This is a genomic window from Stenotrophomonas sp. 78350_Sma, from assembly GCF_056482105.1.
The window spans coordinates 2,109,274-2,130,361 of record NZ_CM151182.1 but is presented as its reverse complement, the minus strand read 5'-3'; the positions used below and the strand labels follow the sequence as shown (position 1 = coordinate 2,130,361).

At 67.5% G+C, this 21,088-nt stretch carries 20 protein-coding genes and 1 pseudogene; 6 read left to right on the top strand and 15 right to left on the bottom strand.

The window, feature by feature from the left end; all coding sequences use genetic code 11:
• Nucleotides 1-396: 396 nt before the first annotated feature.
• Together ACZK4H_RS09980 and hisS are read right to left on the bottom strand one after the other, a co-directional pair.
• Nucleotides 397-663, bottom strand: coding sequence for a hypothetical protein (locus ACZK4H_RS09980; protein WP_239503749.1), 267 nt, complete (start codon nucleotides 661-663; stop codon nucleotides 397-399).
• Nucleotides 664-689: 26 nt separating this feature from the next.
• Nucleotides 690-2,087 (bottom strand): histidine--tRNA ligase, encoded by a 1,398-nt coding sequence (hisS, locus tag ACZK4H_RS09975; RefSeq protein WP_099552846.1) that lies wholly within the window; start codon nucleotides 2,085-2,087, stop codon nucleotides 690-692.
• 126 nt (nucleotides 2,088-2,213) lie between these two features.
• Here hisS and ACZK4H_RS09970 point away from each other — a divergent pair, with 126 nt between their 5' ends.
• On the top strand, nucleotides 2,214-2,966 hold the full coding sequence (locus ACZK4H_RS09970; protein WP_099552847.1) for a Crp/Fnr family transcriptional regulator: 753 nt from the start codon (nucleotides 2,214-2,216) through the stop codon (nucleotides 2,964-2,966).
• A 162-nt stretch (nucleotides 2,967-3,128) separates the two neighbouring features.
• On the opposite strand, the gene thrC is transcribed toward ACZK4H_RS09970, so the two are convergent.
• The 3 genes from thrC to thrA are packed head-to-tail and all read right to left on the bottom strand — an operon-like array spanning nucleotide 3,129 to nucleotide 7,860.
• Complete coding sequence (thrC, locus tag ACZK4H_RS09965; protein ID WP_099552848.1) at nucleotides 3,129-4,415, bottom strand: threonine synthase; 1,287 nt, start codon at nucleotides 4,413-4,415, stop codon at nucleotides 3,129-3,131.
• A 29-nt stretch (nucleotides 4,416-4,444) separates the two neighbouring features.
• Nucleotides 4,445-5,359, bottom strand: coding sequence for a homoserine kinase (locus tag ACZK4H_RS09960; protein ID WP_099552849.1), 915 nt, complete (start codon nucleotides 5,357-5,359; stop codon nucleotides 4,445-4,447).
• Nucleotides 5,356-7,860: a bifunctional aspartate kinase/homoserine dehydrogenase I gene (gene thrA / locus ACZK4H_RS09955; protein WP_099552850.1), complete on the bottom strand. Its 2,505-nt coding sequence runs from the start codon at nucleotides 7,858-7,860 to the stop codon at nucleotides 5,356-5,358. Before thrA ends, ACZK4H_RS09960 begins: the two co-directional genes overlap by 4 nt.
• Nucleotides 7,861-7,887: 27 nt before the next feature.
• Here thrA and ACZK4H_RS09950 point away from each other — a divergent pair, with 27 nt between their 5' ends.
• Complete coding sequence (locus ACZK4H_RS09950; protein WP_164145908.1) at nucleotides 7,888-8,205, top strand: hypothetical protein; 318 nt, start codon at nucleotides 7,888-7,890, stop codon at nucleotides 8,203-8,205.
• A gap of 9 nt (nucleotides 8,206-8,214) precedes the next feature.
• On the opposite strand, the gene ACZK4H_RS09945 is transcribed toward ACZK4H_RS09950, so the two are convergent.
• Together ACZK4H_RS09945 and ACZK4H_RS09940 are read right to left on the bottom strand one after the other, a co-directional pair.
• On the bottom strand, nucleotides 8,215-9,165 hold the full coding sequence (locus ACZK4H_RS09945; protein WP_099552851.1) for a DMT family transporter: 951 nt from the start codon (nucleotides 9,163-9,165) through the stop codon (nucleotides 8,215-8,217).
• 111 nt (nucleotides 9,166-9,276) lie between these two features.
• Nucleotides 9,277-9,975, bottom strand: a complete 699-nt coding sequence (locus ACZK4H_RS09940) for a helix-turn-helix domain-containing protein (RefSeq protein WP_099552852.1) — start codon at nucleotides 9,973-9,975, stop codon at nucleotides 9,277-9,279.
• A gap of 81 nt (nucleotides 9,976-10,056) precedes the next feature.
• Between ACZK4H_RS09940 and ACZK4H_RS09935 the strand changes: the two genes are divergently transcribed.
• Nucleotides 10,057-10,836, top strand: a complete 780-nt coding sequence (locus ACZK4H_RS09935; protein WP_099552853.1) for a DUF6491 family protein — start codon at nucleotides 10,057-10,059, stop codon at nucleotides 10,834-10,836.
• Here ACZK4H_RS09935 and ACZK4H_RS09930 read toward each other — a convergent pair.
• The 3 genes from ACZK4H_RS09930 to ACZK4H_RS09920 form a co-directional block, all read right to left on the bottom strand.
• On the bottom strand, nucleotides 10,833-11,885 hold the full coding sequence (locus tag ACZK4H_RS09930) for a linear amide C-N hydrolase (protein WP_099552854.1): 1,053 nt from the start codon (nucleotides 11,883-11,885) through the stop codon (nucleotides 10,833-10,835). The genes ACZK4H_RS09935 and ACZK4H_RS09930 overlap by 4 nt on opposite strands.
• A 68-nt stretch (nucleotides 11,886-11,953) precedes the next feature.
• The gene (locus ACZK4H_RS09925; RefSeq protein WP_099552855.1) at nucleotides 11,954-12,367 is read right to left on the bottom strand and encodes a DUF6691 family protein; all 414 of its coding nucleotides are present in this window, start codon (nucleotides 12,365-12,367) and stop codon (nucleotides 11,954-11,956) included.
• Complete coding sequence (locus ACZK4H_RS09920; RefSeq protein ID WP_099552856.1) at nucleotides 12,364-12,801, bottom strand: YeeE/YedE family protein; 438 nt, start codon at nucleotides 12,799-12,801, stop codon at nucleotides 12,364-12,366. Before ACZK4H_RS09920 ends, ACZK4H_RS09925 begins: the two co-directional genes overlap by 4 nt.
• Before the next feature lie 86 nt (nucleotides 12,802-12,887).
• On the opposite strand from ACZK4H_RS09920, the gene ACZK4H_RS09915 reads away from it, so the two are divergent.
• Nucleotides 12,888-13,208, top strand: a complete 321-nt coding sequence (locus ACZK4H_RS09915; protein WP_099552857.1) for an ArsR/SmtB family transcription factor — start codon at nucleotides 12,888-12,890, stop codon at nucleotides 13,206-13,208.
• A 15-nt stretch (nucleotides 13,209-13,223) separates the two neighbouring features.
• On the opposite strand, the gene ACZK4H_RS09910 is transcribed toward ACZK4H_RS09915, so the two are convergent.
• The 5 genes from ACZK4H_RS09910 to ACZK4H_RS09890 form a co-directional block, all read right to left on the bottom strand.
• The gene (locus tag ACZK4H_RS09910; protein WP_099552858.1) at nucleotides 13,224-13,652 is read right to left on the bottom strand and encodes a BLUF domain-containing protein; all 429 of its coding nucleotides are present in this window, start codon (nucleotides 13,650-13,652) and stop codon (nucleotides 13,224-13,226) included.
• 83 nt (nucleotides 13,653-13,735) lie between these two features.
• Nucleotides 13,736-14,869, bottom strand: coding sequence for a hybrid sensor histidine kinase/response regulator (locus ACZK4H_RS09905; protein ID WP_099552859.1), 1,134 nt, complete (start codon nucleotides 14,867-14,869; stop codon nucleotides 13,736-13,738).
• The gene (locus ACZK4H_RS09900) at nucleotides 14,866-15,441 is read right to left on the bottom strand and encodes a chemotaxis protein CheB (protein WP_478473081.1); all 576 of its coding nucleotides are present in this window, start codon (nucleotides 15,439-15,441) and stop codon (nucleotides 14,866-14,868) included. The genes ACZK4H_RS09905 and ACZK4H_RS09900 overlap by 4 nt, the downstream gene beginning before the upstream one ends.
• A complete protein-coding gene (locus ACZK4H_RS09895; RefSeq protein ID WP_099552861.1) occupies nucleotides 15,441-16,265 on the bottom strand; it encodes a CheR family methyltransferase in 825 nt (274 codons plus the stop codon). Before ACZK4H_RS09895 ends, ACZK4H_RS09900 begins: the two co-directional genes overlap by 1 nt.
• Nucleotides 16,262-19,372 (bottom strand): response regulator, encoded by a 3,111-nt coding sequence (locus ACZK4H_RS09890; protein ID WP_099552862.1) that lies wholly within the window; start codon nucleotides 19,370-19,372, stop codon nucleotides 16,262-16,264. Before ACZK4H_RS09890 ends, ACZK4H_RS09895 begins: the two co-directional genes overlap by 4 nt.
• A 151-nt stretch (nucleotides 19,373-19,523) precedes the next feature.
• Here ACZK4H_RS09890 and ACZK4H_RS09885 point away from each other — a divergent pair, with 151 nt between their 5' ends.
• Nucleotides 19,524-20,687 carry a two-component system sensor histidine kinase NtrB gene (locus tag ACZK4H_RS09885; RefSeq protein WP_428843490.1) on the top strand — a complete coding sequence of 388 codons (1,164 nt, stop codon included), beginning with the start codon at nucleotides 19,524-19,526 and terminating at the stop codon, nucleotides 20,685-20,687.
• Nucleotides 20,677-21,027: pseudogene (locus ACZK4H_RS09880) on the top strand (response regulator); the annotation flags it as partial. The gene ACZK4H_RS09885 and the pseudogene ACZK4H_RS09880, both read left to right, overlap by 11 nt.
• Nucleotides 21,028-21,088: the final 61 nt, after the last annotated feature.

The following is a 21,088-nucleotide window of genomic DNA, read 5'->3' as shown; positions in this document are numbered from 1 at the left end:
GGCTGCTGCCCTGCACCCGCCAAGAGCCAGAGCAAAAGCAAATGCTGATTTCCTGAGCGTTGGCGAGGAGGGTCCGGTGGCAGGGGACGCCGTAAACCCATCCATGGGGGCTTGGTCGCGGCTTGCTCGTGTGCGCTGTCCTGCGCACACGGCAAGACCGGGGCTGGGCATCCTGCCCAACCGCCCGAGGCATGCCTCGGGCCCATGCCGCTCACACCCCTGCCACCGGACCCTCCTCGCCTTAGACAGTTGGCTGCGGCCTGCTGGATCTCGTCAGGAAACTGATTGAAACCGGCTTCTGTAGAGTCGAGCCATGCTCGACTGCTGTTGCCCTGAAACGCAGAACGCCCACCAAAGGGCGGGCGTTCTGCTTTCAAATCAACAACCTGGCCCGACTCAGGGCGCGCAGCGCACCTCGGCCTGCAGCGCCCCGCGCCGCAGGCATTCGCCGAACAGGCTGCCCTGCCGGCTCGGCAGGGACTGGATGTTCTGCAACGCCCCTGCGCCCGTCGGACACGTGCGCGAGGCCAAGGCCTGCAGGTCGCCCTCCAGCTGCGCGCGGTCGATCACGTGGCAGCGATCGACCTGCAGCCGGTACTGTGCCGGCCCTATCCGTGCACTGTGCAGCGCCGGGTCGCTCTGGCAGCCCGCCAGCAGGAGCACGCACAGCGCTCCTGCGGCGGCCCGCATCACGCCATTGCCTTGGACTGCTCCAGCTCCACCTGCAGGGTGCTGGCCAGCTCGTCGCGGGAGACTTCGAACTGCTGCTCTCGCAGCAGGTCCTTCACCGCCACCACGCCGCGCGCCAGTTCGTCCTCACCCGCCAGCACCACGAAGCGGATCCCGGCCTTGGCAGCGTACTGGAACTGCTTGCCGATCTTCTTCGGCTCCATCTGCACTTCGGTGTTGATGCCACCGACGCGCAGTCGACGGGCGATGTCCAGCGACTGCGGCATGCCCTGCTCGTCCATCAGCGCCACCAGCGCCTGCACGCTGCTGGCTTCGATACCGTCGATCAGGCCCGCCTCGCGCAACTGCCAGAACAGGCGCGACAGGCCGATGGAGATGCCCACGCCCGGCAGCTTCGACTTGCTGTAGTGGCTGGCCAGGTCTTCGTAGCGGCCGCCCGAGCAGATCGAGCCGATCTGCGGGTGGTCGGTCAGCGTGGTCTCGTAGACGGTGCCGGTGTAATAGTCCAGGCCGCGCGCAATGGAGAAGTTCAGGCAGTACGCGGTTTCCGGCACGCCCAGCGCCTGCACCAGCTGCAGCACTTCGCGCAGTTCAGCAACACCGGTACGCAGGATCTCCGAAGAACCGGCATCGGCTTCAAGCGTGGCCAGCTGCGCCAGCGCATCGGCATGGCCCTGCGAACGCACGGCCACGAATGCCAGGATCTTCTCGACCTGCCCGGCCGGGATGTCGAAGCCCTCGCCCACCAGCGTCTCGCGCACGTAGTCAGCACCGCGCTTGTCCAGCTTGTCTACTTCGCGCAGAACGGCCAGCTGGCGCTCGCCCTCGGCCACGCCCAGGCTTTCGAAGAAACCGCGCATCAGCTTGCGGTTGTTCAGCTGGATGCTGAAGTCACCAATGCGCAGTTCCGAGAACACGGCGTGGATGACCGCCAGCACTTCGGCGTCGTATCGCACGCTCAGGCTGTCCTTGCCGATCACGTCGATGTCGCACTGGTAGAACTCGCGGAAGCGCCCGCGCTGGGCGCGCTCACCGCGGTAGACGCGCTGCATCTGGTAACGGCGGAACGGGAAGGTCAGTTCGTGTTCGTGCTCGGCCACGTAGCGCGCCAGCGGCACAGTCAGGTCGAAGCGCAGCGCCATTTCCGGCAGCGAACGGTCACCCGATTCGGCGGCGTTGGCCAGCGCACCGGTGGACTGCACGAAATACACCTGGCGCTCGGTCTCACCGCCGGACTTGGTCAGCAGCACGTCGGACAGCTCGAACACCGGCGTCTCCACTGGCAGGAACCCGAAGCGCTCGTAGTTGCGGCGGATGACGTCCAGCATGCGCTGGAACGCAATCTGCTCGCGCGGCAGCAGTTCAAGGGTGCCGGGCGGGGTACGGGGCTTGATCACGGGCGGAACTCCTGCTGGAACGGGACGTGGGAGGGGGCGACATTCTAGCGCCCCCGCCTCGGGCAGGGTCGAACGGCCGCTTGAAGTATCATAAGGCCCTCCCCGCCCGCGATACGCCCCCGCAACATGTCACGGCCTTCCGGCGCTCCGCCCGCCACCAACGATCCCGCCTCGCCGTCCTGCACCACGCTGGACTGCCTGCACTGCTCGGTTCGCCACCTTGCGGTGTGCTCGGCGCTGTCGCCCGATGAAGTGCAGGCGCTGGAGCAGGTCACCGTCTCGCAGCAGGTCAGCATGGGCAGCACGCTGGCCCGCACCGGCGAAGAGCGCGACCATGTCTATACATTGACCGGCGGCGCACTGCGCCTGGTGCGCACCTTGGCTGACGGCCGCCGCCAGATCAACGGCTTCGTGCTGCCCGGCGACTACCTGGGCCTGAGCGGCAGCGACCACCATCGCTACGACATCGAGGCCATCGCCGACAGCCGCGTCTGCCGCGTCGCATTGCCGCAGATGAAGGCACTGCGCAGCCGCTTCCCGCACCTGGAGCGCAAGCTGCTGCAGCGCGCCTGCCAGGAGCTGGATGCCGCACAGGACGCCGCGCTGGCCCTGGCTCGCCTGCAGCCGGCCGAGAAGCTGGCCGATTTCCTGCTGCGCCTGGCCGCACGCGAGGCCAAGCTGGGCGGCGACGGCCTGCGCGTGTCGCTGCCGATGGGTCGTGGCGACATCGCCGATCATCTGGGCCTGACCATGGAAACGGTCAGCCGCACCTTCACCAAGCTGCGCCAGCAGGGGCTGATTGCCCTGCCCCACCTGAACGTAGTGGAGATCCTCGACGAGGACGGGCTGCGCATGCTGGCCGGCGAAGGGTTGATCTGACCGCATCGCGGTTGGTTGGGTTGCCGGCCAGCGGCCGGCACTACCCGTGCTCCATCCATCTGGTCGTGCCCAACCCGTGTTGCCTCCATCCGGTCGTGCCCAACCCAGGTTGTCTCCATCCGGTAGTGCCGGCCGCTGGCCGGCAACCCCAGACATCCCCGATCAGCGCAACAACACCTCGCGCAACGCCGCGTAATCGGCCGCCAACGGTTCCGCGTGCGCAGGCCGCTGCAACAGCGCGTCCAACGCCGGGGGCACCGTGACCACGCCACCAATCAACGGCTCGACCACAGCTTCGAACTTGGCCGGATGCGCCGTAGCCACCACCGCCCAGTCGCCCTCGGCGCCGCGCGCACGCAGGTCCTGCAGCACCTTCACCGCTGTCGCCGTATGCGGGCAGAACAGCTCACCATTGCTGGCGTGCGCCGCCGCAATCGTCGCGCGGATGGTCACGTCATCCACCGCGAACGCGCGGAAGGCTGCACGCAGCTCTGCGTCATCGCCCTGGTAGAGCCAGCGCAGGCGCTCGAAGTTGCTCGGCGCACCCACGTCCATGGCATTGGCCACGGTGGCCACGCTGGCCTGCGGTTGGTAATCAGCGCCATTGAAGTAGGCCGGCAACACGGCGTTTGCATTGGTCGCCAGCACAATCTGCCCGATCGGCACACCCAGCGCACGCGCCAGCACCGCAGCCATTGCGTTGCCGAGGTTGCCGGTCGGCACCACCAGGTTGAGCCGGCGGCGGGTTTCAGCATGATGGGTCAGTGCCGCATGCGCGTAGTAGCTCATCTGCGGCAGCAGGCGGCCCAGGCTGATGCTGTTGGCCGAGCTCAGCGGCACCTGCGCCTGCAGGTCACGGTCGGCCAGCGCCTGCTTGACCATGGCCTGGCAGTCGTCGAATGCACCGGCCACGCGCAGCGCCTGGATGTTGTCACCGAAGCAGCCGAGCTGGTGTGCCTGGCGCGGTGACACGCGGCCATCCGGATACAGCACCACCACGCGCACGCCGGGCTGGCGATGGAACGCCGCCGCCACCGCGGCACCGGTATCGCCGGAGGTGGCGACGACGATCGTCAGGTCGCGACCCTGGCCAGCCTGCAGCCGCGACAGCGCACCGGCAAGGAAGCGCGCACCGATATCCTTGAATGCGGCCGTCGGCCCATGGAACAGCTCCAGCACATGGTCGCCATCGCCGAGCGGGCGCAGCGGCACGGGGAAATCGAACGCGTCACCGCAGATCGACGGCAACACAGACTCCAGCGCGTCGCCGGCAAAGAACGGAGCCAGCAGGTCGGTGGCGGTATCGGCCAGCGTCGCACCGGCCTGCAGCTCACGCGGCGCCGGCAGCACCTCGGGCACATACAGCCCTCCATCGGGCGCCAGTCCTGCGGCGATGGCCGCACTGAGGCCAACGGCCGGAGACTGGCCGCGGGTCGAAACAAATTGCATGGGTTGGGTATCCAGTAAAGGGGAAGGATTCAGCACAGCCGGGCTCCCGGCGCGTCCAGCGGCGAGACCCAGGCATCGCTGTCAAAGCCGGCACCCGCAAAGGCGGCCCGCACCGGCGCCACGGCAGCGTGGGCCTGGTCGGCATCCTCGAACCAGGCGAACACGCTGGGACCGGCACCGGAGATGCCTGCGCCCATCGCATTCGCCGACAGTGCCGCATCGCGGGCTGCCACGAAACCCGCGATCAGGCCGGCCCGTCGTGGTTCCACCAGCACATCGCGCAGTCCCGCCCGCACCAGTGCCGCATCACTGCGATGGCAGCCACTGAGTACCAGCGCCAGGTTCGCGCTCTGCGCCACGAACTCACCCAATGCATAGCTGCCCTGCAGCGCCTGGCGCGCGCGACGTGTTTCCAGCACCGCATGCGGATGCACCAGCAGGCTGTGCCAGGTCGCGGGCACCGGGATCGGCAGCAGGCGATCGGCCGTGCACAACGCAAGACCGCCCAGCAACAGTGGCCCCACGTTGTCACCGTGGCGGCCACCGCTGGCCACTGCTTCGCCATCCAGCGCGAACGGGTAAAGCGCCTCGCGCGACAGCGGCACATCCAGCAGCGCGTTGGCGGCCACCAGCGCCGCGACGCATGACGCTGCAGAGCCACCCATGCCGGAGCCGAACGGAATGCCTTTGTCGATCTCGACCTCAAAGCCGAACTCCAGGCCGAGGCCTTCGCGCAGTGACATCAGCGCAGCGCCCGCGGTGTTCCCGGCCGCATCCAACGGCAGCTCGACCGCACTGCCACGGATCGCCTCGATGCGCACCACCGGTTCCTCGATGCGGCGCACGCTCACGCTATCGCCAACACCGGCAATGGCATGGCCGAGGATGTCGAAGCCCACCGCCACGTTGGCCACCGACGCAGGCGCAAACGCACGTGCGATCACAGGCGCGCTCCTTCACCGGCGGCCACCCGCAGCAGGTCGGCGAACACACCGGCCGCGGTCACTTCCGGGCCGGCGCCCGGCCCCTGCACCACCAACGGGTTGTCGCAGTAGCGGCGGGTACGGAACTGCACCACGTTGTCGGTCAGCCGCAGGTTGGCGAAGGCGTGATCGGCCGGCAGCTCCTGTAGACCCACCGAAGCACCATCGGCGCCAAGCCGCGCCACATAGCGCAGCACGGCCCCGTGCGCCCGCGCATCGTGCAGCCGCTGCAGCAGGCTGGCATCGGACTCACCCAATCGCGCCATGAAGTCCTCCACGCTGCCCTCGCGCAGCAGTGCCGGCACCAGGCTTTCCACCTGCACCTGCTCCAGACTGAGCGTATGGCCGGCCTCGCGGGCCAGGATCACCAGCTTGCGTGCCACGTCCACGCCGGACAGGTCATCGCGCGGGTCCGGCTCGGTGTAACCCATCGAACGCGCCTGCGCGACCAGCGAAGAGAACGGCTGGCTGCCGTCGAAGCGGTTGAACAGCCAGGCCAGCGTGCCGGAGAAGATGCCTTCGATCGCCAGCACCTCGTCGCCCGTATCCACCAGATCACGCAGCGTGGTGATCACCGGCAGGCCCGCGCCCACCGTGGCCTCGTAGCGGAAGCGCGCACCACTGGCGGCCGCAGCAGCACGGATGCGCTGGTAACGCGGCAGCGGCCCGGCACCGGCCTGTTTGTTCGGGGTGACTACGTGGATGCCGGCGGCCAGCCAGCCCTCATAGCGCTCGGCCACGTCGGCGCTGCCGCTGCAGTCGATCACCACCGCATGCGGCAGGTGCGCGGCCAGCAGGTGTTCGGTGAAGCGATCCAGGTCGCTGGATTCGCCCGCTTCCTGCAGTGCCTCCCGCCAATCGGCGTGCAGACCGTCCACTTCCAGCCGCATGCGCGAACGCGAGGCCAGCGCACGCAGGCGCAGATCCACATTGGCCTTGGCCAGCAGCTGCGGGCGCGCCGCCAGCAGCTGGTCCAGCAGTGCCGCACCGACATTGCCCGGCCCGATCACGCCCACTGCAAACGTCTGCGGCGACAGCCAGAAGCCGGCATGTGCGGCACGCAATGCGCGGGTGGCATCGGTACTGTCCACCGCCACCGAGATATTGCGCTCCGACGAGCCCTGCGCGATCGCCAGGATGTTCACCTGCGCACGCCCCAGTGCCTCGAACAGGCGCGCGGCCACACCCGGCTGCCCGGCCATGCCGTCACCGACCGCCGCCAGGACGCTGACGCCCTCACTGACCTGCACGCGCTGCACCTGCCCGACCGACAGTTCATGCGCGAACGCGTGCAGCAGCGCCTCACGGCCACGCGCCGCTTCGGCAGCACGCACCACGCAGCAGATCGAATGCTCCGACGACCCCTGCGAGATCATCACGACCGACACCTGCGCCTGGCGCAGCGCCGCGAACACGCGTTCGGCCGTACCGGGTACACCGATCAGACCGGTGCCTTCCAGGTTCAGCAGGGCCAGCCCTGGGCTCAGGGTCAGGCCCTTCACCGGCCCGCGCGGCGAGCGCTCGGCACTGATACGCGTACCCGGATGCGCCGGTTGGAACGTGTTGCGGATGAAGATCGGCAGGCCCAGGCGGATCGCCGGCGACATCGTCTGCGGGTGCACCACCTTGGCCCCAAAGTAGGCCAGTTCGCAGGCCTCGTCGTAGCTGAGCGATTCCAGCTGCACCGCTTCGGGCACCAGCCGCGGGTCGGCCGACAGCACGCCGTCGACGTCGGTCCAGATGTGCAGCTCATCGGCGTTGAACAGCGCGGCGAAGATCGCGCCGGAGTAGTCGCTGCCGTTGCGGCCGAGCGTGGTGATGCGGTCATCGCGATCACGCGCGACGAACCCGGTGGCAACCAGGCGCGATTGCGGGTGCTGCAGGCGCCACTTGGCCAGGCGGTCGGCACTGGTTTCCCAGTCGACATCCACGCCGAGTTCACCGTGCCCGACCACCAGCACATCACGCGCATCGAGCACCGCACAGTCTTCGCCCAATGCACGCAGGTGGGTGCCAAGCAGCTGCGCGGAGAACACTTCGCCCAGCCCCTGCACACGATCCAGGACCTCGCGCGGCAGCTCACCGATCACCACCAGCGCCGCCAGCACTTCGGCCAGCTGCTCGAAGCGGGCGTCGATCCACTCCACGGTCTCGCCCACCTGCTCGCCCAGCAGGGCCACGGCAGCGCCACGATGGCGCGCGCGCAGCGCATGCCAGGCCTCGCGCCAACGCTCGTCGCCCTTGGCCGCCAGCTGCGCCAGTTCAATCAAGGCGTCGGTGACGCCCTTCATCGCCGAGACGACAGTGACCTGCAGCGATTCGGGACGGGCCAGCAGCAGGCCGGCAACATGGCGGTAGCGTTCGGCATCGGCCACCGAGGTGCCGCCGAACTTGTGCACGACAGTGGACGGTGCAGCCAGGTCGGCCGAGACAACGGGATGAGCGGGGGCGTGGGAAGACATGCAGACCTCGGTAGGAGGCCCCGTCGCATGCAGGTGTCGAGTTTCCCCGCCACCTGTATGGTGCGGGGCCGTGGTTTTCGGGAGTTACACGAAGACGACGGGCCGCACCAGGGCAGTGGTGACGGTGGTGGTAATGGTGGTGGTGGCGACCGGCGCAGTCGAACGACCCGCAGTGGCGGGGGCGATCAGGCTGGCGTGGGCGGCATCAAGAACCATGACGCACAGAAAACACTGTGCGCCGGTCCGCTGTCAAGTGCTGCGATGCAAAAAACCATTGCCGCGATCATCGGTCAACGTGCCGGCATTTGGTTGCATCTGAGACCAAGGCGGCATCAGCACGCTTGACGCGCGCATTCAGCCGGCATGTTCGGCGATCGCCCGCGGCGTGCGGTGGGCATGCGCGCACAGCATCACGCCGGCCACCAGGAACACGATCGCCAGTGCTTCCAGCAGCGAGGGCCAGCGCTGCTGCCAGGCGAAGGCATACGCCAGCGCGAACAGCGTCTCGAACACGATCATCTGGCCGGTCAGGGTCAGCGGCAGCAGGCGGCTGGCGCGGTTCCAGAATGCGTTGCCGAGGATCGAGGCCACCACCGCCACACCGGCGCTGATCGCCCAGAAACCACTCCACTGCGCCGCCGTGTGCCCGCCGGCGTGGCCGATGAAGGCCATCGGCACCAGCAGCAGGGCCAGGCCGCCAGTCGTAACGCCGGTGAGCAGCGACCAGTCGTGGCTGGACAGATCCGGTCGGCGTGCCAGCCAGCGGCTGTTGCCGATCGAGTACAACGCCCACGAGAACAGCGCGCCGAACGCGCACAGCAGGCCGATCAGGCGCTGCCGCCACGGGGTTGCCAGATGCTCGGACATCAGTGCTTCCCAGCCAACCAGTGCTACGCCCAGCACGCACAGGCCGAGTGCCGGCAGCAGCTGCTTCAGTGGTACAGCTCCCTGCTCGCGCACGCCAACCAGGGTGACCACCACCGGAATCAGGCCGACAATCAAGGACGCCGCCGCCCCGCCGGCCCACTGCACCGCCGTCGCCAGCAGCAGGAAATACACCAGGTTCCCGGCCAGGCTCAGCCACAGCAGGCCGATCCATTCGGCGCGGCCCAGCCGCGGTGCCAGCCGCTTCCAGCGCGGCAGCAGCAGGGCCACGGCGATCAGGCCGTAGACCAGATAGCGGCCGGCCGACAGTTGCAGGGCGTTGAACGACTGCAGCACGGCGGGCGCGAGGAAAACCACGCCCCACAGCGCGCCAGCGGCCACGCCATTGGCGATGCCCAGGGCCATCGGGTTGTTGCGCATTCGGGTTCTTCGGGGGGAGAAGAGGCCGCGCAGTGTACGCGGTGACCGGTAGGTCGTTCTTGACCGAGGCTACTGCCCCGTCGCGTTTGTAGGGTCGAGCATGGCTCGAGGCTACAGTCCGGCGCCCCGGCGCCAGGCGGCCGGGGTCTGGCCGCACTCGCGGCGCAGCGCACGGGTCAGTGCGCTCTGCTCGGAGTAGCCTGCACACAGTGCGATTTCGCTGATCGGCGCGGTACTGGCACGCAGCTGATGCTTGGCCCAGCGCAGGCGGCACGCACTGAGCCAGGCCTGCGGGCTGAGCCCGAACTCCTGCTGGAACAGCGCGTGCAACCGGCTCTCGCTGACCCCGACGAACGCAGCCATGCGCGCCACCGGCCACGCCTGCCCGGGGTCGGCCTGGGCCGCCGCACACAGGCCCTGCATGCGCGCGCCACTGCCAGCAGGTGCAAATACCTGCAGCAACTGCGGCAGCAGCGCCGGCATCGGCTGCCCTGCCTGCACGCTGGCAAGGCGCTGGCGCACAGCCAATGGCAGGTGAAGCCAGCGTTGGCGGCACAGATGCTCCTGCGTGCCGTCATCGAGCACGCCCGGAGGACAATCAACGATCACGAATCCATTGGGACCATCAGCCATCTGGTCATGCGCTTCGCCTGCGGCAACGAACGCCCCCTGCAGCAGGTCCAGCCGACCGCCACGACCTTCCATCTCGAACTGCAGTTCACCCTGCAGCGGCAGCACCCACTGCGCGTAGTCATGGCGGTCAAGGCCGGTGGCCTGACCATAGTGCCGCAGGTGGAGGATGGCGCCCATCCGTGAAGTGTGCGCGTGTAACAACGGCCGTGCAAACCGTTGCTATAGTCGATCCGTCATCCAACGCAGGGAGTGCAGGACATGACCCATCAGCAGGTCTCCCTGGTGTTCGCCACCAGCCTCAGCCTGATGCTCGCCGCTTCGGCCTTCGCACAGGAGCGAACGCCCCCGGCTCCGCACTGCATGGACGCTGTCGGCGTACAGGAAGTGGAGCAGGCATCACTACGCTCGATCGCACTGCGTGCCGCCTCCGGCCAGGCCTATCGGATCGACTTCAACGAAGATTGTCCCGGCGTCCGCGGTGCCACCTCGCTGAAACTGGAAGCCCCCTCCGGCTGGGCCTGCGGCCGCCCCAGCGAACGCGTCGTGGTCGACGGCCGCCGATGCGCCATCAGCGCGGTCACCCCGCTGCAGGATCGTGACTACGCCAGCGTCGCCCGCGACAGCGACCGCCTGCGCACGGCCACCCTCCCCGCCATGACCATCCGTGAACGCAGGGAGGTGCGCCGCAGCTTCGGCGGCTCGCCCTCGTACTGCTTCGCGACCCGCAACGTGCGCGCCTGGTCGTCCGACGCGCAGGGCATGCTGGTGGAGACCAATCCGCGCCGCAATGGCGGCCATCGTTACTATCGCGTGGAACTCGGCAGCCATTGTCGTCAGCTCGATCGTGCGCCACAGCTCAGCTTCCACTCCGGCCTGCAGAATGGCCTGATCTGCGGCAATCCCGGCGACCGGATCACGACCGCCGGGTTCGAAGCAGGCGACCTGCGCCATGACGGAATCGCGCCGCTGCCGCAGTACACCCGCGGCAACTGCACGATCCAGGCCGTCTACCCGGCCTCCAGCCAAGCGTCGAACTAACCGTCGACGCCGAGGAAGGTGAACGGCGCGCTGGGCACGAACTGGCTCAGCGCATCGCCGGCGAAGGTATTGCGCTGGTCCTTGCCGAGGTCGAGCTTGAGCACCTTGCCGGCGAAATCAACCTTGTTCAGGTCGACCCAGAACGTGTTCGGGGTCAGCGCCGATTCGAAGAAGTACAGGCGCCGCTTGTGGTCAGCCACGGTGCGCCAGCGCGTGGATGAAATGTTCGGTTCGCCCGGCGTGGTGATGCCATACGGCACCGAGGTGTTGCGGATCACGCTGAACACACTGGCCAGCGCCACCACCGGGTCTTCCGCCTTGGGAATGGCGTTGATGTAGAACGAGGCGCGCGCGAAACGGTCCGCGGATCGGTTGGTGCCGGGCAGCATCACCGTGCCGCCGATCTGCTGCCAGTAGCTGTTGAGCGCCAGCTGCTGCTCGAAGATCGGCGAGTTGGTCATTACCTGGTAGCGCCGGTCATGGTGGATCACCTGGCGACCGCCGATGTACTCGACGATGGCGCTGTCGCCGCTGGCATCGGACAACGACAGATGCAGTGTCGCCTGCCGATCCTCGCCGGGCACCTTGTCGGTGACGATGGAGTACGGCTCCCGCTTCAGCGCTGCCACTGCCTCCTCCACCGTAGCGAAGTTGTCCAGCACGTACTGTGCCCACAGCGAAATCGCCAGGCCCGGCTTGTTGCCACGCTGCTGCGGATACTCAGACTCGACCAGCCACAGCAGGTTGGCCACCAGGCCCTTTTCGTTCATGCCATCGGTGGTCGATACGTCGTAGCCGGTGGCCACCACCGAACCGTAGCGTGCCGTCCAGGCCAGCGACTTCGGCCCGGCCTGGCCGGTGCGCGCGATGCCGCGCGGCAGCACGTAGAGGTTGGTCGCCACATCGACCTTCCAGTCCATCGAGCGCGCGGTGATCACATCACCGTTGTCGCCCAGGTATACCGCGCGGGTGCAGGCCAGTACCGGTGCCACGGTTGCGGCCAGCGCGACCGCCAGCATGCCCCTTTCCATCCACTTCGTCCGTGCCATGACGTTGCACTCCTTTTCCCCGTGATCCAGGCATAGGACCCCAAGCCCGGTGACACAGGGGTGAAGCCTCAACGGACGAAGCGATCGTGCAGCCAGAATCCTGCAAGCATCGACGGCACGAACCACAGGGCCTCGCGCGACGCTACTGCCAGCCCGGCGATGGCCGGGCCCGGGCAATAGCCCGCCCAGCCCCAGCCGATGCCGAACAGCGCGGCACCCAGCAGCAGACGAGTATCGACACTGCGGGCAGCAGGAAGCTGGAAGTGGAGCGAAAACCACGGCCGCACGCGCCGCAACACCCATCGCTGCCCGAACGCACTGACCAGCAGCGCCGAGCCCAGCACCCACATCAGCGTGGGATCGAAGTCACCGGTGATGTCGAGGAAGCCGAGGACACGGCGCGCGTCGGTCATTCCCGAAAGCGCCAACCCCATGCCAAACAATGCGCCCGCCGCGCCGGCGGCCCAGACTACGCGGCTCATGCCAGGCCTCCGCCATGACGGACCAGGTAGGTGGTCAGCATCGCGCATGCCATGAACACCAGCACGGCCGTCAGCGATCGCTTCGAACCGCGGGCCATGCCGCAGACGCCGTGACCGCTGGTACAGCCATTGCCCAGCCGCGTACCGAAGCCGACCAGCAGGCCGGCACCGATCAGCTGCCACGCCGGCAACACGTCACGCAGCAGCGCGCGTGGCGACGCCCCGGGCACCGATTGCCACCACAACACCAACCCCGCCGATGCGAGCAGGCCGGCCAGGAAGGCCCAGCGCCAGCCACGCTCGCCCTTGGCTGCGCGCAGGCTGCCCGCGGCGATACCGCTGATGCCTGCCACGCGCCCGAGGGTGGCGAGCAACAGCACCGCAGCAGCGCCGATCAACGCACCACCGGCCACCGCACTCCATGGCACGTTCATGCCCCGCCCTCTTCGCTGCCGTGCATGGGATTGCCCGTTTATTTAGATTACTCTAAATTAGATCATCCTAAACAAACTGGTCAACCATGGCCCGGACCCAGCTCGACAGCGCCGCGATGGCCGAACACGCTTCGCAGGCCGCCACGCTGCTCAAAAGCCTGGCCCACCCGGCCCGGCTGCGGGTGCTGTGCCGCCTGGTCGAAGGTGAGGCATCGGTCCCGGAACTGCAGGCACTGACCGGCCTGAGCGCATCGGCGTTGTCACAGCACCTGGCAGTACTGCGCGGACTGGATATCGTGGCGACCCGGCGCGCAGCACAGGCGATCCACTACCGGGTCGTTGAAGGGCCGGCGCTGGGCGTGCTGCAGGCGCTACATGCAGCCTACTGCGGTGGTACTTCGCGCTGAATCCGGCGCAGACCTTCAGCCAGCGTGCAGCGCCGGCTGCACCACCTGATCGAGCAGGTCCACCGGCGTCGGTGCCGAGCGGTCGCCCCGCAGGGTCCGGGTGAACCCGGACCAGTCACTGGAAGAAAGCTGGCGCAGCATCGCCGCGTCGACCGGCAGCGAACGCATCGCCCAATAGGGAAACTGGCGCTGGCCCAGGCGGCCGCGTCCCAGTTCGATGATGTCGATGTGGCTTCCTGCCTGCAGGATGCGCTCGTAGACCGAATCGATGCCGTCCGGTGGGCCCTCGATGTACTGCAGGAAACGCTCGTCGTCATGCAGCAGCACGCCGGTCACCCCTGCCAGCTTGTTGAAACGTGCCGCGTCCTCGACCAGCCGATGCAGGCGCTCGGCGGAAAGGTCCGGCAGCGCCCGGCTGACGTAGGCGATGGCACGCAATGGCATGGTGCTTCCTTGACAGGATGTGCACCCACGGTAGCAGTTGCGGAAGAGCCCGTCTCAGTTCGCCGGGACATTGGCTGAAGAGTTCAGGTTGCCGCCACGACCGCTGCGTCCCAGCGCCGTGGCAACACTGCCTCGAACACCACCTGGCCCGCGTCGTTGCGGGCCGCGATGCGACCGCCGTGCGCGCGGACGAACTGATCGACGATGTACAGGCCAAGGCCCAGGCCCTTGCTCTGGTGGAAGCTGGCCTTGAAGGGTTCGAACAGTCGCGGCAGCAGCGCGTCATCGATCCGGCCGGCGTTGCTGACCCGCAGCAGCACGCTGCGCGGGTCGCGCCCATCCACCTCCACCCTCGCCTCGCTGCCATGGGTCAGCGCGTTGCCGACCAGGTTGGCGGCGACCTGGCCAAGGCGATCCAGATCGCCCTGCAGCCGCGTGTCTCCCTGCGTGTCCAGGCGGATCCGGTCCATTCCATGCGCGCTGCCCGCTTCGGCTACTACCGCGCGGGTCACGTCGGCCAGATCGCAGGCACCTGCCTCCAGCCTCAGGCCACCGCTGCGGATCCGCGAGAAATCCAGCAGCTGCTCGACCATCCGCGCCATCCGCAGGGTGCTGGCTTCCAGGTACTGAAGGGTCTGCTGCGCGCCTGCGTTGCCTTCCGGAAGCTCCAGCGCCAGCTTGTCGGTGCACAGCAGGATCGCCGACAGCGGCGTGCGCAGATCGTGGGTCAGCACCGCCGCCATCGTCTCGTTGAGCTTCAGCGCGCGCTCCAGTGCCTCGTTGCGCGCCTTCAGCAACTGCCGCTGCTGGTACAGCTCGATGAAGACATTGACCTTGCTCAGGATCACCTGTGGCGCCACCGGCTTGTGCAGGAAATCCACCGCGCCGCTTTCGTAGCCCTTGAAGACGCGCAGCGGATCGTCAGGCGAGGCGGTCAGGAAGATGATCGGCACGTCGCGGCTGCGATGCGAACCGCGCATCAACTCGGCCAGGGTGAAGCCATCGATCTCCGGCATGTGCACGTCGAGCAGGGCCAGCGCCACTTCGTGCTCCAGCAGCAGCTCCAGTGCCTGCGCACCCGAGGCAGCCAGCAGCAGGTTGACCCCTTCGCGCTGCAGCAATGCCTGCATGGCTACCAGGTTCTGCGGCACGTCGTCGACGATCAGCAGGTTGACCGGGGTCTGCGAGTTCGCAGGGTCCGGTGGCAGCAGGTTCATGCAAACAACTCCTTCAGGCGGCGACACATCATTTCAAGAGGCAGCACGGCATCGGCTCCGGCGTACTGCAGGGCAGAAGCCGGCATCATCGACGCTTCGGCTTCCTCGGGACATTGCAGCCAGGCGCGGCCACCGGCAGCACGCACCGCGGCGACACCTTCGCTGCCATCGCTGCTGGCACCGGTCAGCAGCAGTGCAAGCAACTGCCGACCGAACACCGCGGCGGCGGATTCAAACAACGGGTCGATGGCCGGCCGCGAGAACAGAACCGGCGCATCCACAGGCAACGCCAGCGACCCGGTGTCTTCCACCAGCAGGTGGTAGTCCGGTGGCGCGAACGTCACCGTACCGGGCTGCAGTGGCTGCTTGTCCTCGGCCTCGCGCACCGGCAACGCGCAGTACGGCGCCAGCACCTCGGCGATGCGGCTGGTGCGGTCACGCGGCAGGTGCAGCACGGCGAGCACCGGCGCCGACAGCCCCGCTGGCAACGCACCCAGCACGGCCTGCAGCGCCGCGACCCCACCCGCCGACGCACCGATCACCAGCAGCGCGGGACGCGCCGGCACCACCATCAGGCCACCTTCCGGTACAAGCGGTGCTCGCGCGAACAAACCTCGAAGGCATCATGGTGACGCCCGAACTGCAGCGACTCCTTGCTGCCCAGGCCGAGGAAGCCACGGTGCACCAGCGCCTCGCGGAACAGGCCGACGGCGCGGTCCTGCAGGTCGCGGTTGAAATAGATCAGCACGTTGCGGCACGACACCAGGTGCACTTCGGAGAACACGGTATCGGTGGCCAGGCTGTGATCGGCGAACACCACGTTGCGGCGCAGCTGGCGATCGAACACCGCGCCGTCATAGGCGGTGGCGTAGTAGTCGGACAACGACGCGGTGCCACCGGCGGCCAGGTAGTTGCGGCTGAACTGGGCCATCCGGTCGATGCCATAGGCGCCCGCCTCGGCCGTGGCCAACGCCGACGGGTTGATGTCGGTGGCGTAGACGATGCTGCGCTCGAGCAGGCCTTCCTCGTGCAGCAGGATCGCCAGCGACCACACTTCTTCACCGGTGCTGCAGCCGGCGACCCACAGCTTCACCGAGGGATAGGTGCGCAGTACCGGTACCACCTGCTCGCGCAGCTCACGGAAATAGGCCGGGTCACGGAACATTTCCGAGACCTGCACGGTAAAGAACTGCATGGCCTGGGCAAACAGTTCCGGCTCGTGCAGCAGACGGTGCTGCAGGTCAGACAGGCGCTCACATTCGTAACGCTGCATGGCCTGGCGCATGCGCCGGCGCAGCGACGATACCGCGTAGCTGCGGAAATCATAGTGGTAGCGCTGGTAAAGCGCCTCGAGCAGGACCTTCAGCTCCAGGTCGAACAGGGCCTGTTCGTTCATTGCCGCGAGCACCAGACCCGGCACAACGAGACCAGCTTGTCGACGTCGATTGGTTTGGCGATGTAATCGTTGGCGCCGGCCTGCAGGCAGCGCTCGCGATCGTCCGGCATGGCCTTGGCGGTCAGCGCGATGATCGGCAGGTCCTGCAGGTGTCGCTGCGCGCGGATCTCGCGCATCGCGGCCAGCCCGTCCTTCTCCGGCATCATGATGTCCATCAGCACCAGGTCAACCTCACGCTCGGCCAGCCGGTCCACCGCTTCCTGGCCGTTGCGTGCGATCTCCAGCGTCACCCCCAGCGGCTCGAGCACACTGGACAACGCGAAGATGTTGCGCACATCGTCTTCGGCCAGCAGCACGGTACGGCCATCGAGCACGGTGTCGCGGCGGCGTGCTTCGCGCAGCAGGCGCTGCTGGTCACTCGGCAGGCTGGCCTCCACGCTGTGCAGGAACAGGGTCACTTCGTCGAGCAGGCGTTCGGGCGAACGCGCGCCCTTGATGATGATGCTCTTCGAGTAGCGGCGCAGGCGCTGTTCTTCCTCGCGGCTGAGCGCGCGGCCGGTGTAGACGATCACCGGCGGGAAGCCGACATCGTCGTTGCCGGCCATGTGCTCGAGCAGGTCGTAGCCGCTGCCGTCGGGCAGCGACAGGTCCATCACCATGCAGTCGAAGGTGACCGTGCTGAGCTGCTCCAGCGCACCGGCCAGGGTACCCACCGCGACAATCTGCAACTGCTCGCGACCCAGCAGCAGTTCCAGGTTGTGGCGCAGCTCGTTGTCGTCCTCGACGATCAGCAGGCGCCGCATATCGCGCTGGCTGGTCTGCTCCAGCTGCTCGATGGCCGACACCAGGCGTTCGCGCGTGGTCGGCTTGATCGCAAAACCAATCGCACCGAGTTCGCGCGCGACCTGGCTTCGGTCCATCGCCGAGACCACGTGCACCGGAATGTGGCGGGTATCGGGGTTGCGCTTCAGGCGTTCCAGCACGCTCAGGCCGGACACATCCGGCAGGCCGATATCCAGCAGGATGCCGTTCGGTCGCAGTTCGCTGGCCAGAGCCAGGGCCTCTTCGGCCGTACCGGCCACCACGCAGTCGAAGTCCAGCTCATGGGCCAGTGCCACCAGGGCTTCGGCAAAGGTGGCGTCGTCCTCCACCGCCAGGATCAGGCGGCCGGCACGCTGGCGGCGGCCACGATCGTCGGCCACGCTGGCGGCGCCAGACACCGATGTTGGCGCAACCACAGGTGCGGTCGTGCTGCGTGCATCGACCACCGCTACCGCAGGCTGCGGCGACGGAGATGCGGCAACGAGGGTGTCGCCGGGCACCGATACCGGGGCGCCCTGCAACGGCAGTTCCAGGATGAAGCAGCTGCCTCGGCCCGGTTCGCTGTCGACCTGGATGCTGCCACCCATGCGCTCGGCCAGGTCCCGCGAGATCGACAGGCCCAGGCCGGTGCCGCCATAGCGACGGCGGGTACTGCCATCGGCCTGGCGGAACGCCTCGAAGATGACCTGCAGCTGCTCCCGCGCGATGCCGATGCCACTGTCGCTGACCTCGAACCGGACGCGGCCATTGCCACCCGCGCGTACCTGCAGGCCGACCCTGCCGTGCTCAGTGAACTTCAGGGCGTTGGCCAGCAGATTCTTCAGGATCTGCTGCAGGCGCTGGCTGTCGGCCATCAACTGGCTTGGCGCCAATGCGTCGGCCTCGATCTGCAGGGACAGGCCCTTCTGCCGCGCCATCGGCTCGAACGTCTCGCGCAGGCGCTGCAGCACGCTGTCCACCACCACCACTTCGTCGGCCAGCTCGACGTGGCCGGCCTCGATGCGGGACAGGTCGAGGATGTCGTTGATCAGCGCCAGCAGGTCATTGTTGGACGACAGGATCGCACGCGCATACTTCACCTGCTCTCCGGTGAGCGTGCCGTCCTTGTTGTCGGCCAGCAGCTTGGCCAGGATCAGCGAACTGTTCAGCGGCGTGCGCAGCTCGTGCGACATGTTGGCCAGGAATTCGGACTTGTAGCGCGACGTAGCCGCCAGCTCGTTGCTGTTGCGCACCAGCTGTGACTGTGCGACCAGCAGCGCCTGCTTCTGCGCCTCCAGCTCGTGGGTGCGCTCTTCCAGCTGGACGTTGCTCTGTTCCAGTTCGGCCTGCTGTTCTTCCAGATGGCTTTGCGACTGCAGCAGGCTTCGGCTCTGCTCTTCCAGCTCCTCGTTGGCCACGCGCAGCTCTTCCTGCTGCGCCTGGAGCTCCTCGCCCTGGCGCTGCGACTCTTCCAGCAGCACGACCAGCTGCGCGCGCAGCAGCGAGGCCCGCAGCGCCATGCCGATCGTCTCGGCGCAGCGCTCCAGCAGCTCGCGATCCAGATCGCGCTGCCCACCCATCCGGGCGCGTCCCAGCTCGATGATGCCGACCACGGTGCCATCACTGCTGATCGGCGCCAGGATGCGCTCGCGCACCGGCAGCCGCCCCAGGCTGGTCTGCAGTTCAAGTACAGCGTCGTCGCCCCCCTGCAGGTGGCGGATGTGCTCGTCCCGCGCCACCTGCCCGGCCACGCCCTCCTGCAACGCCAGCGACGCCGGCATGCCGGACGGCAACGCCAGGCCACCGGTCAGCTGCAACCGCCCTCCGTCCAGCCGGTATACGGCGCCGACGTCGGCTCCCAGTTGCGCGCCCAGGCTGGTGGCTGCCGCCTCGGCAATCTGCTCCGGACCGAGGTCGCCGCGCAGGCTCATCGCCACCGCGTTCTCGGCCTCCTGCAGCCACAACGCCCGCATTGCATCCCGGCGTGCCTGGATCGCACGGGAAACGATCAGCGCGATCATCAGGAACGCACCACCGCCGATGCTTCGGTTGACGACCGAGAACGCCGAATTGGAGCTGGCCGGGGCGATGTTGAACCCGATGACCAGCAGGACGCAGGCGAGCACGGCCACGATGAACGGCGCGCGTGCGCTGCGCTGGAACACCGTGACGCCCACGGCCAGGAAATAGGCCAGCCACACGGCATAGCCCAGTGGAACCACCAGTTCCAGGGCGATGGTTGCCGCCAGCAGCACGGCGGAAGTCATCCAGATCCAGCGGTCACGCGTGGTCGCACCAGGACGCATGCAGGTCGGTTCCAGAAGACAAAGGGTCGGTGATGGTACTCCGTGTCGTATTCAGCCGCACAGGACAAATGGCACGTGTCACGCCTCCACACACTCTTCACACTGCACTGCCTAGCTTCACGTCCCTCCCAGGGGTAATGCTCATTTCCACGTGGACGCAGCCGCTTCTACGACGTCCGTGCTGACGGACCCTTCCCGACAACTGCGACTGCTGATCGACAGCGTGCGCGACCATGCGCTGTACCTGCTTGATCCGGAAGGCGTGGTCTGCAGCTGGAACCCGGGTGCCGAACGCATCAAGGGCTATTCAGCCGATGAAGTGGTAGGAACGCACTTCAGCCGCTTCTACCTGGCCAACGACCGCGACGCCGGTGAACCACAGCGCCTGCTCCGCCTGGCGGCGCAGCATGGCCACGTTGCCAGTGAGGGCTGGCGGGTACGCCGCGATGGCTCCTCGTTCCGTGCCAGCGTGGTCATCGAGCCGGTCGTCGAGGCAGGCGAGCTGCTCGGCTTCGTCAAGATCACCCGCGACATCACCGAGCAGTGGCAGGCACAGCGACTGCTGCGTGATGCCCAGCGTGCGCTGCGCAATACCCAGCAGTTCGAGACCGTCGGCCGTCTCAGCCGCGGCCTTTCCCACGAGTTCAACAACCTGCTGACCACCATCGGCAATGCCCTGGACCTGCTTTCGCTGCGCGTGAACGGTGACGATGCGCGCGCCGCCGAGCTGCTGGATGCCGCGCAGGCGGCCACCGACCGCGGCGCACTGCTCACCCGCCAGCTGCTGGCCTTCAGCACCGGCCAGACCCTGATCCGCGAGCCGCTGGACATCAATGCGCTGGTACGGCAAGGGCTGCCGGACCTGCAGCGTGCCTGCCCACCTGCGGTGCTGCTGGAGGTACGGCTCACACCCGGCCTGCCCCGGGTGAACACTGATGCGATGCAGTTGCAGACCGCACTGGCCAACCTGGTCGCCAATGCCGCTGACGCTACCCTCGAAGGTGGGCGCATCCTGATCGGCACCGCATTGGAGCATCGCCTCGACCCGGATGCGGACTCCACCCTGCAACGTGGCTATGTCACGCTCAGCGTCTGCGATGAGGGCCACGGAATGGCGGCCGACATCGCCGAGCGGGCCACCGAGCCCTTCTTCACCACCAAGGACATCGGCAAAGGCAGCGGCCTGGGCCTGAGCCAGGTGTTCGGATTCACTACCCAGAGCGGCGGCTTCGTCGACGTGTCCACCACGCCCGGTGTCGGCACCACGGTCAGCCTGCTGCTACCCGCAATGGAGGACCCTGCCCATGACCGATGACCCGATCCGCGTACTGATGGTGGAAGACCAGACCGATCTGCGTGAAATGATCGGCCTGGCCCTGCGCGACCTTGGCATCGACGTGGCCACGACCGCCGATGCGCATGAGGCCGCCGCCCTGCTGAAGGGGGAGGCACGTTTCGACGTGGTGTTCAGCGACGTCAGCATGCCCAACGGCATGTCCGGCATCGAGCTGAGCGAGCATGTGGCACGCGAACAGCCGCAGGCACGGATGATCCTGTCATCCGGCTATGCCCGTTCGCAGCTGCCGCCGCTGCCCGAACAGGTGGAGTTCCTGCCCAAGCCGTATCGGCTGCGCCAGCTGGTGCAGCTGCTCAAGCAGGAATGCCCCGTCGCCGGGCATGGCCCGGCATCTGGTTCCTGTAGCGCCGGGCCCAGGC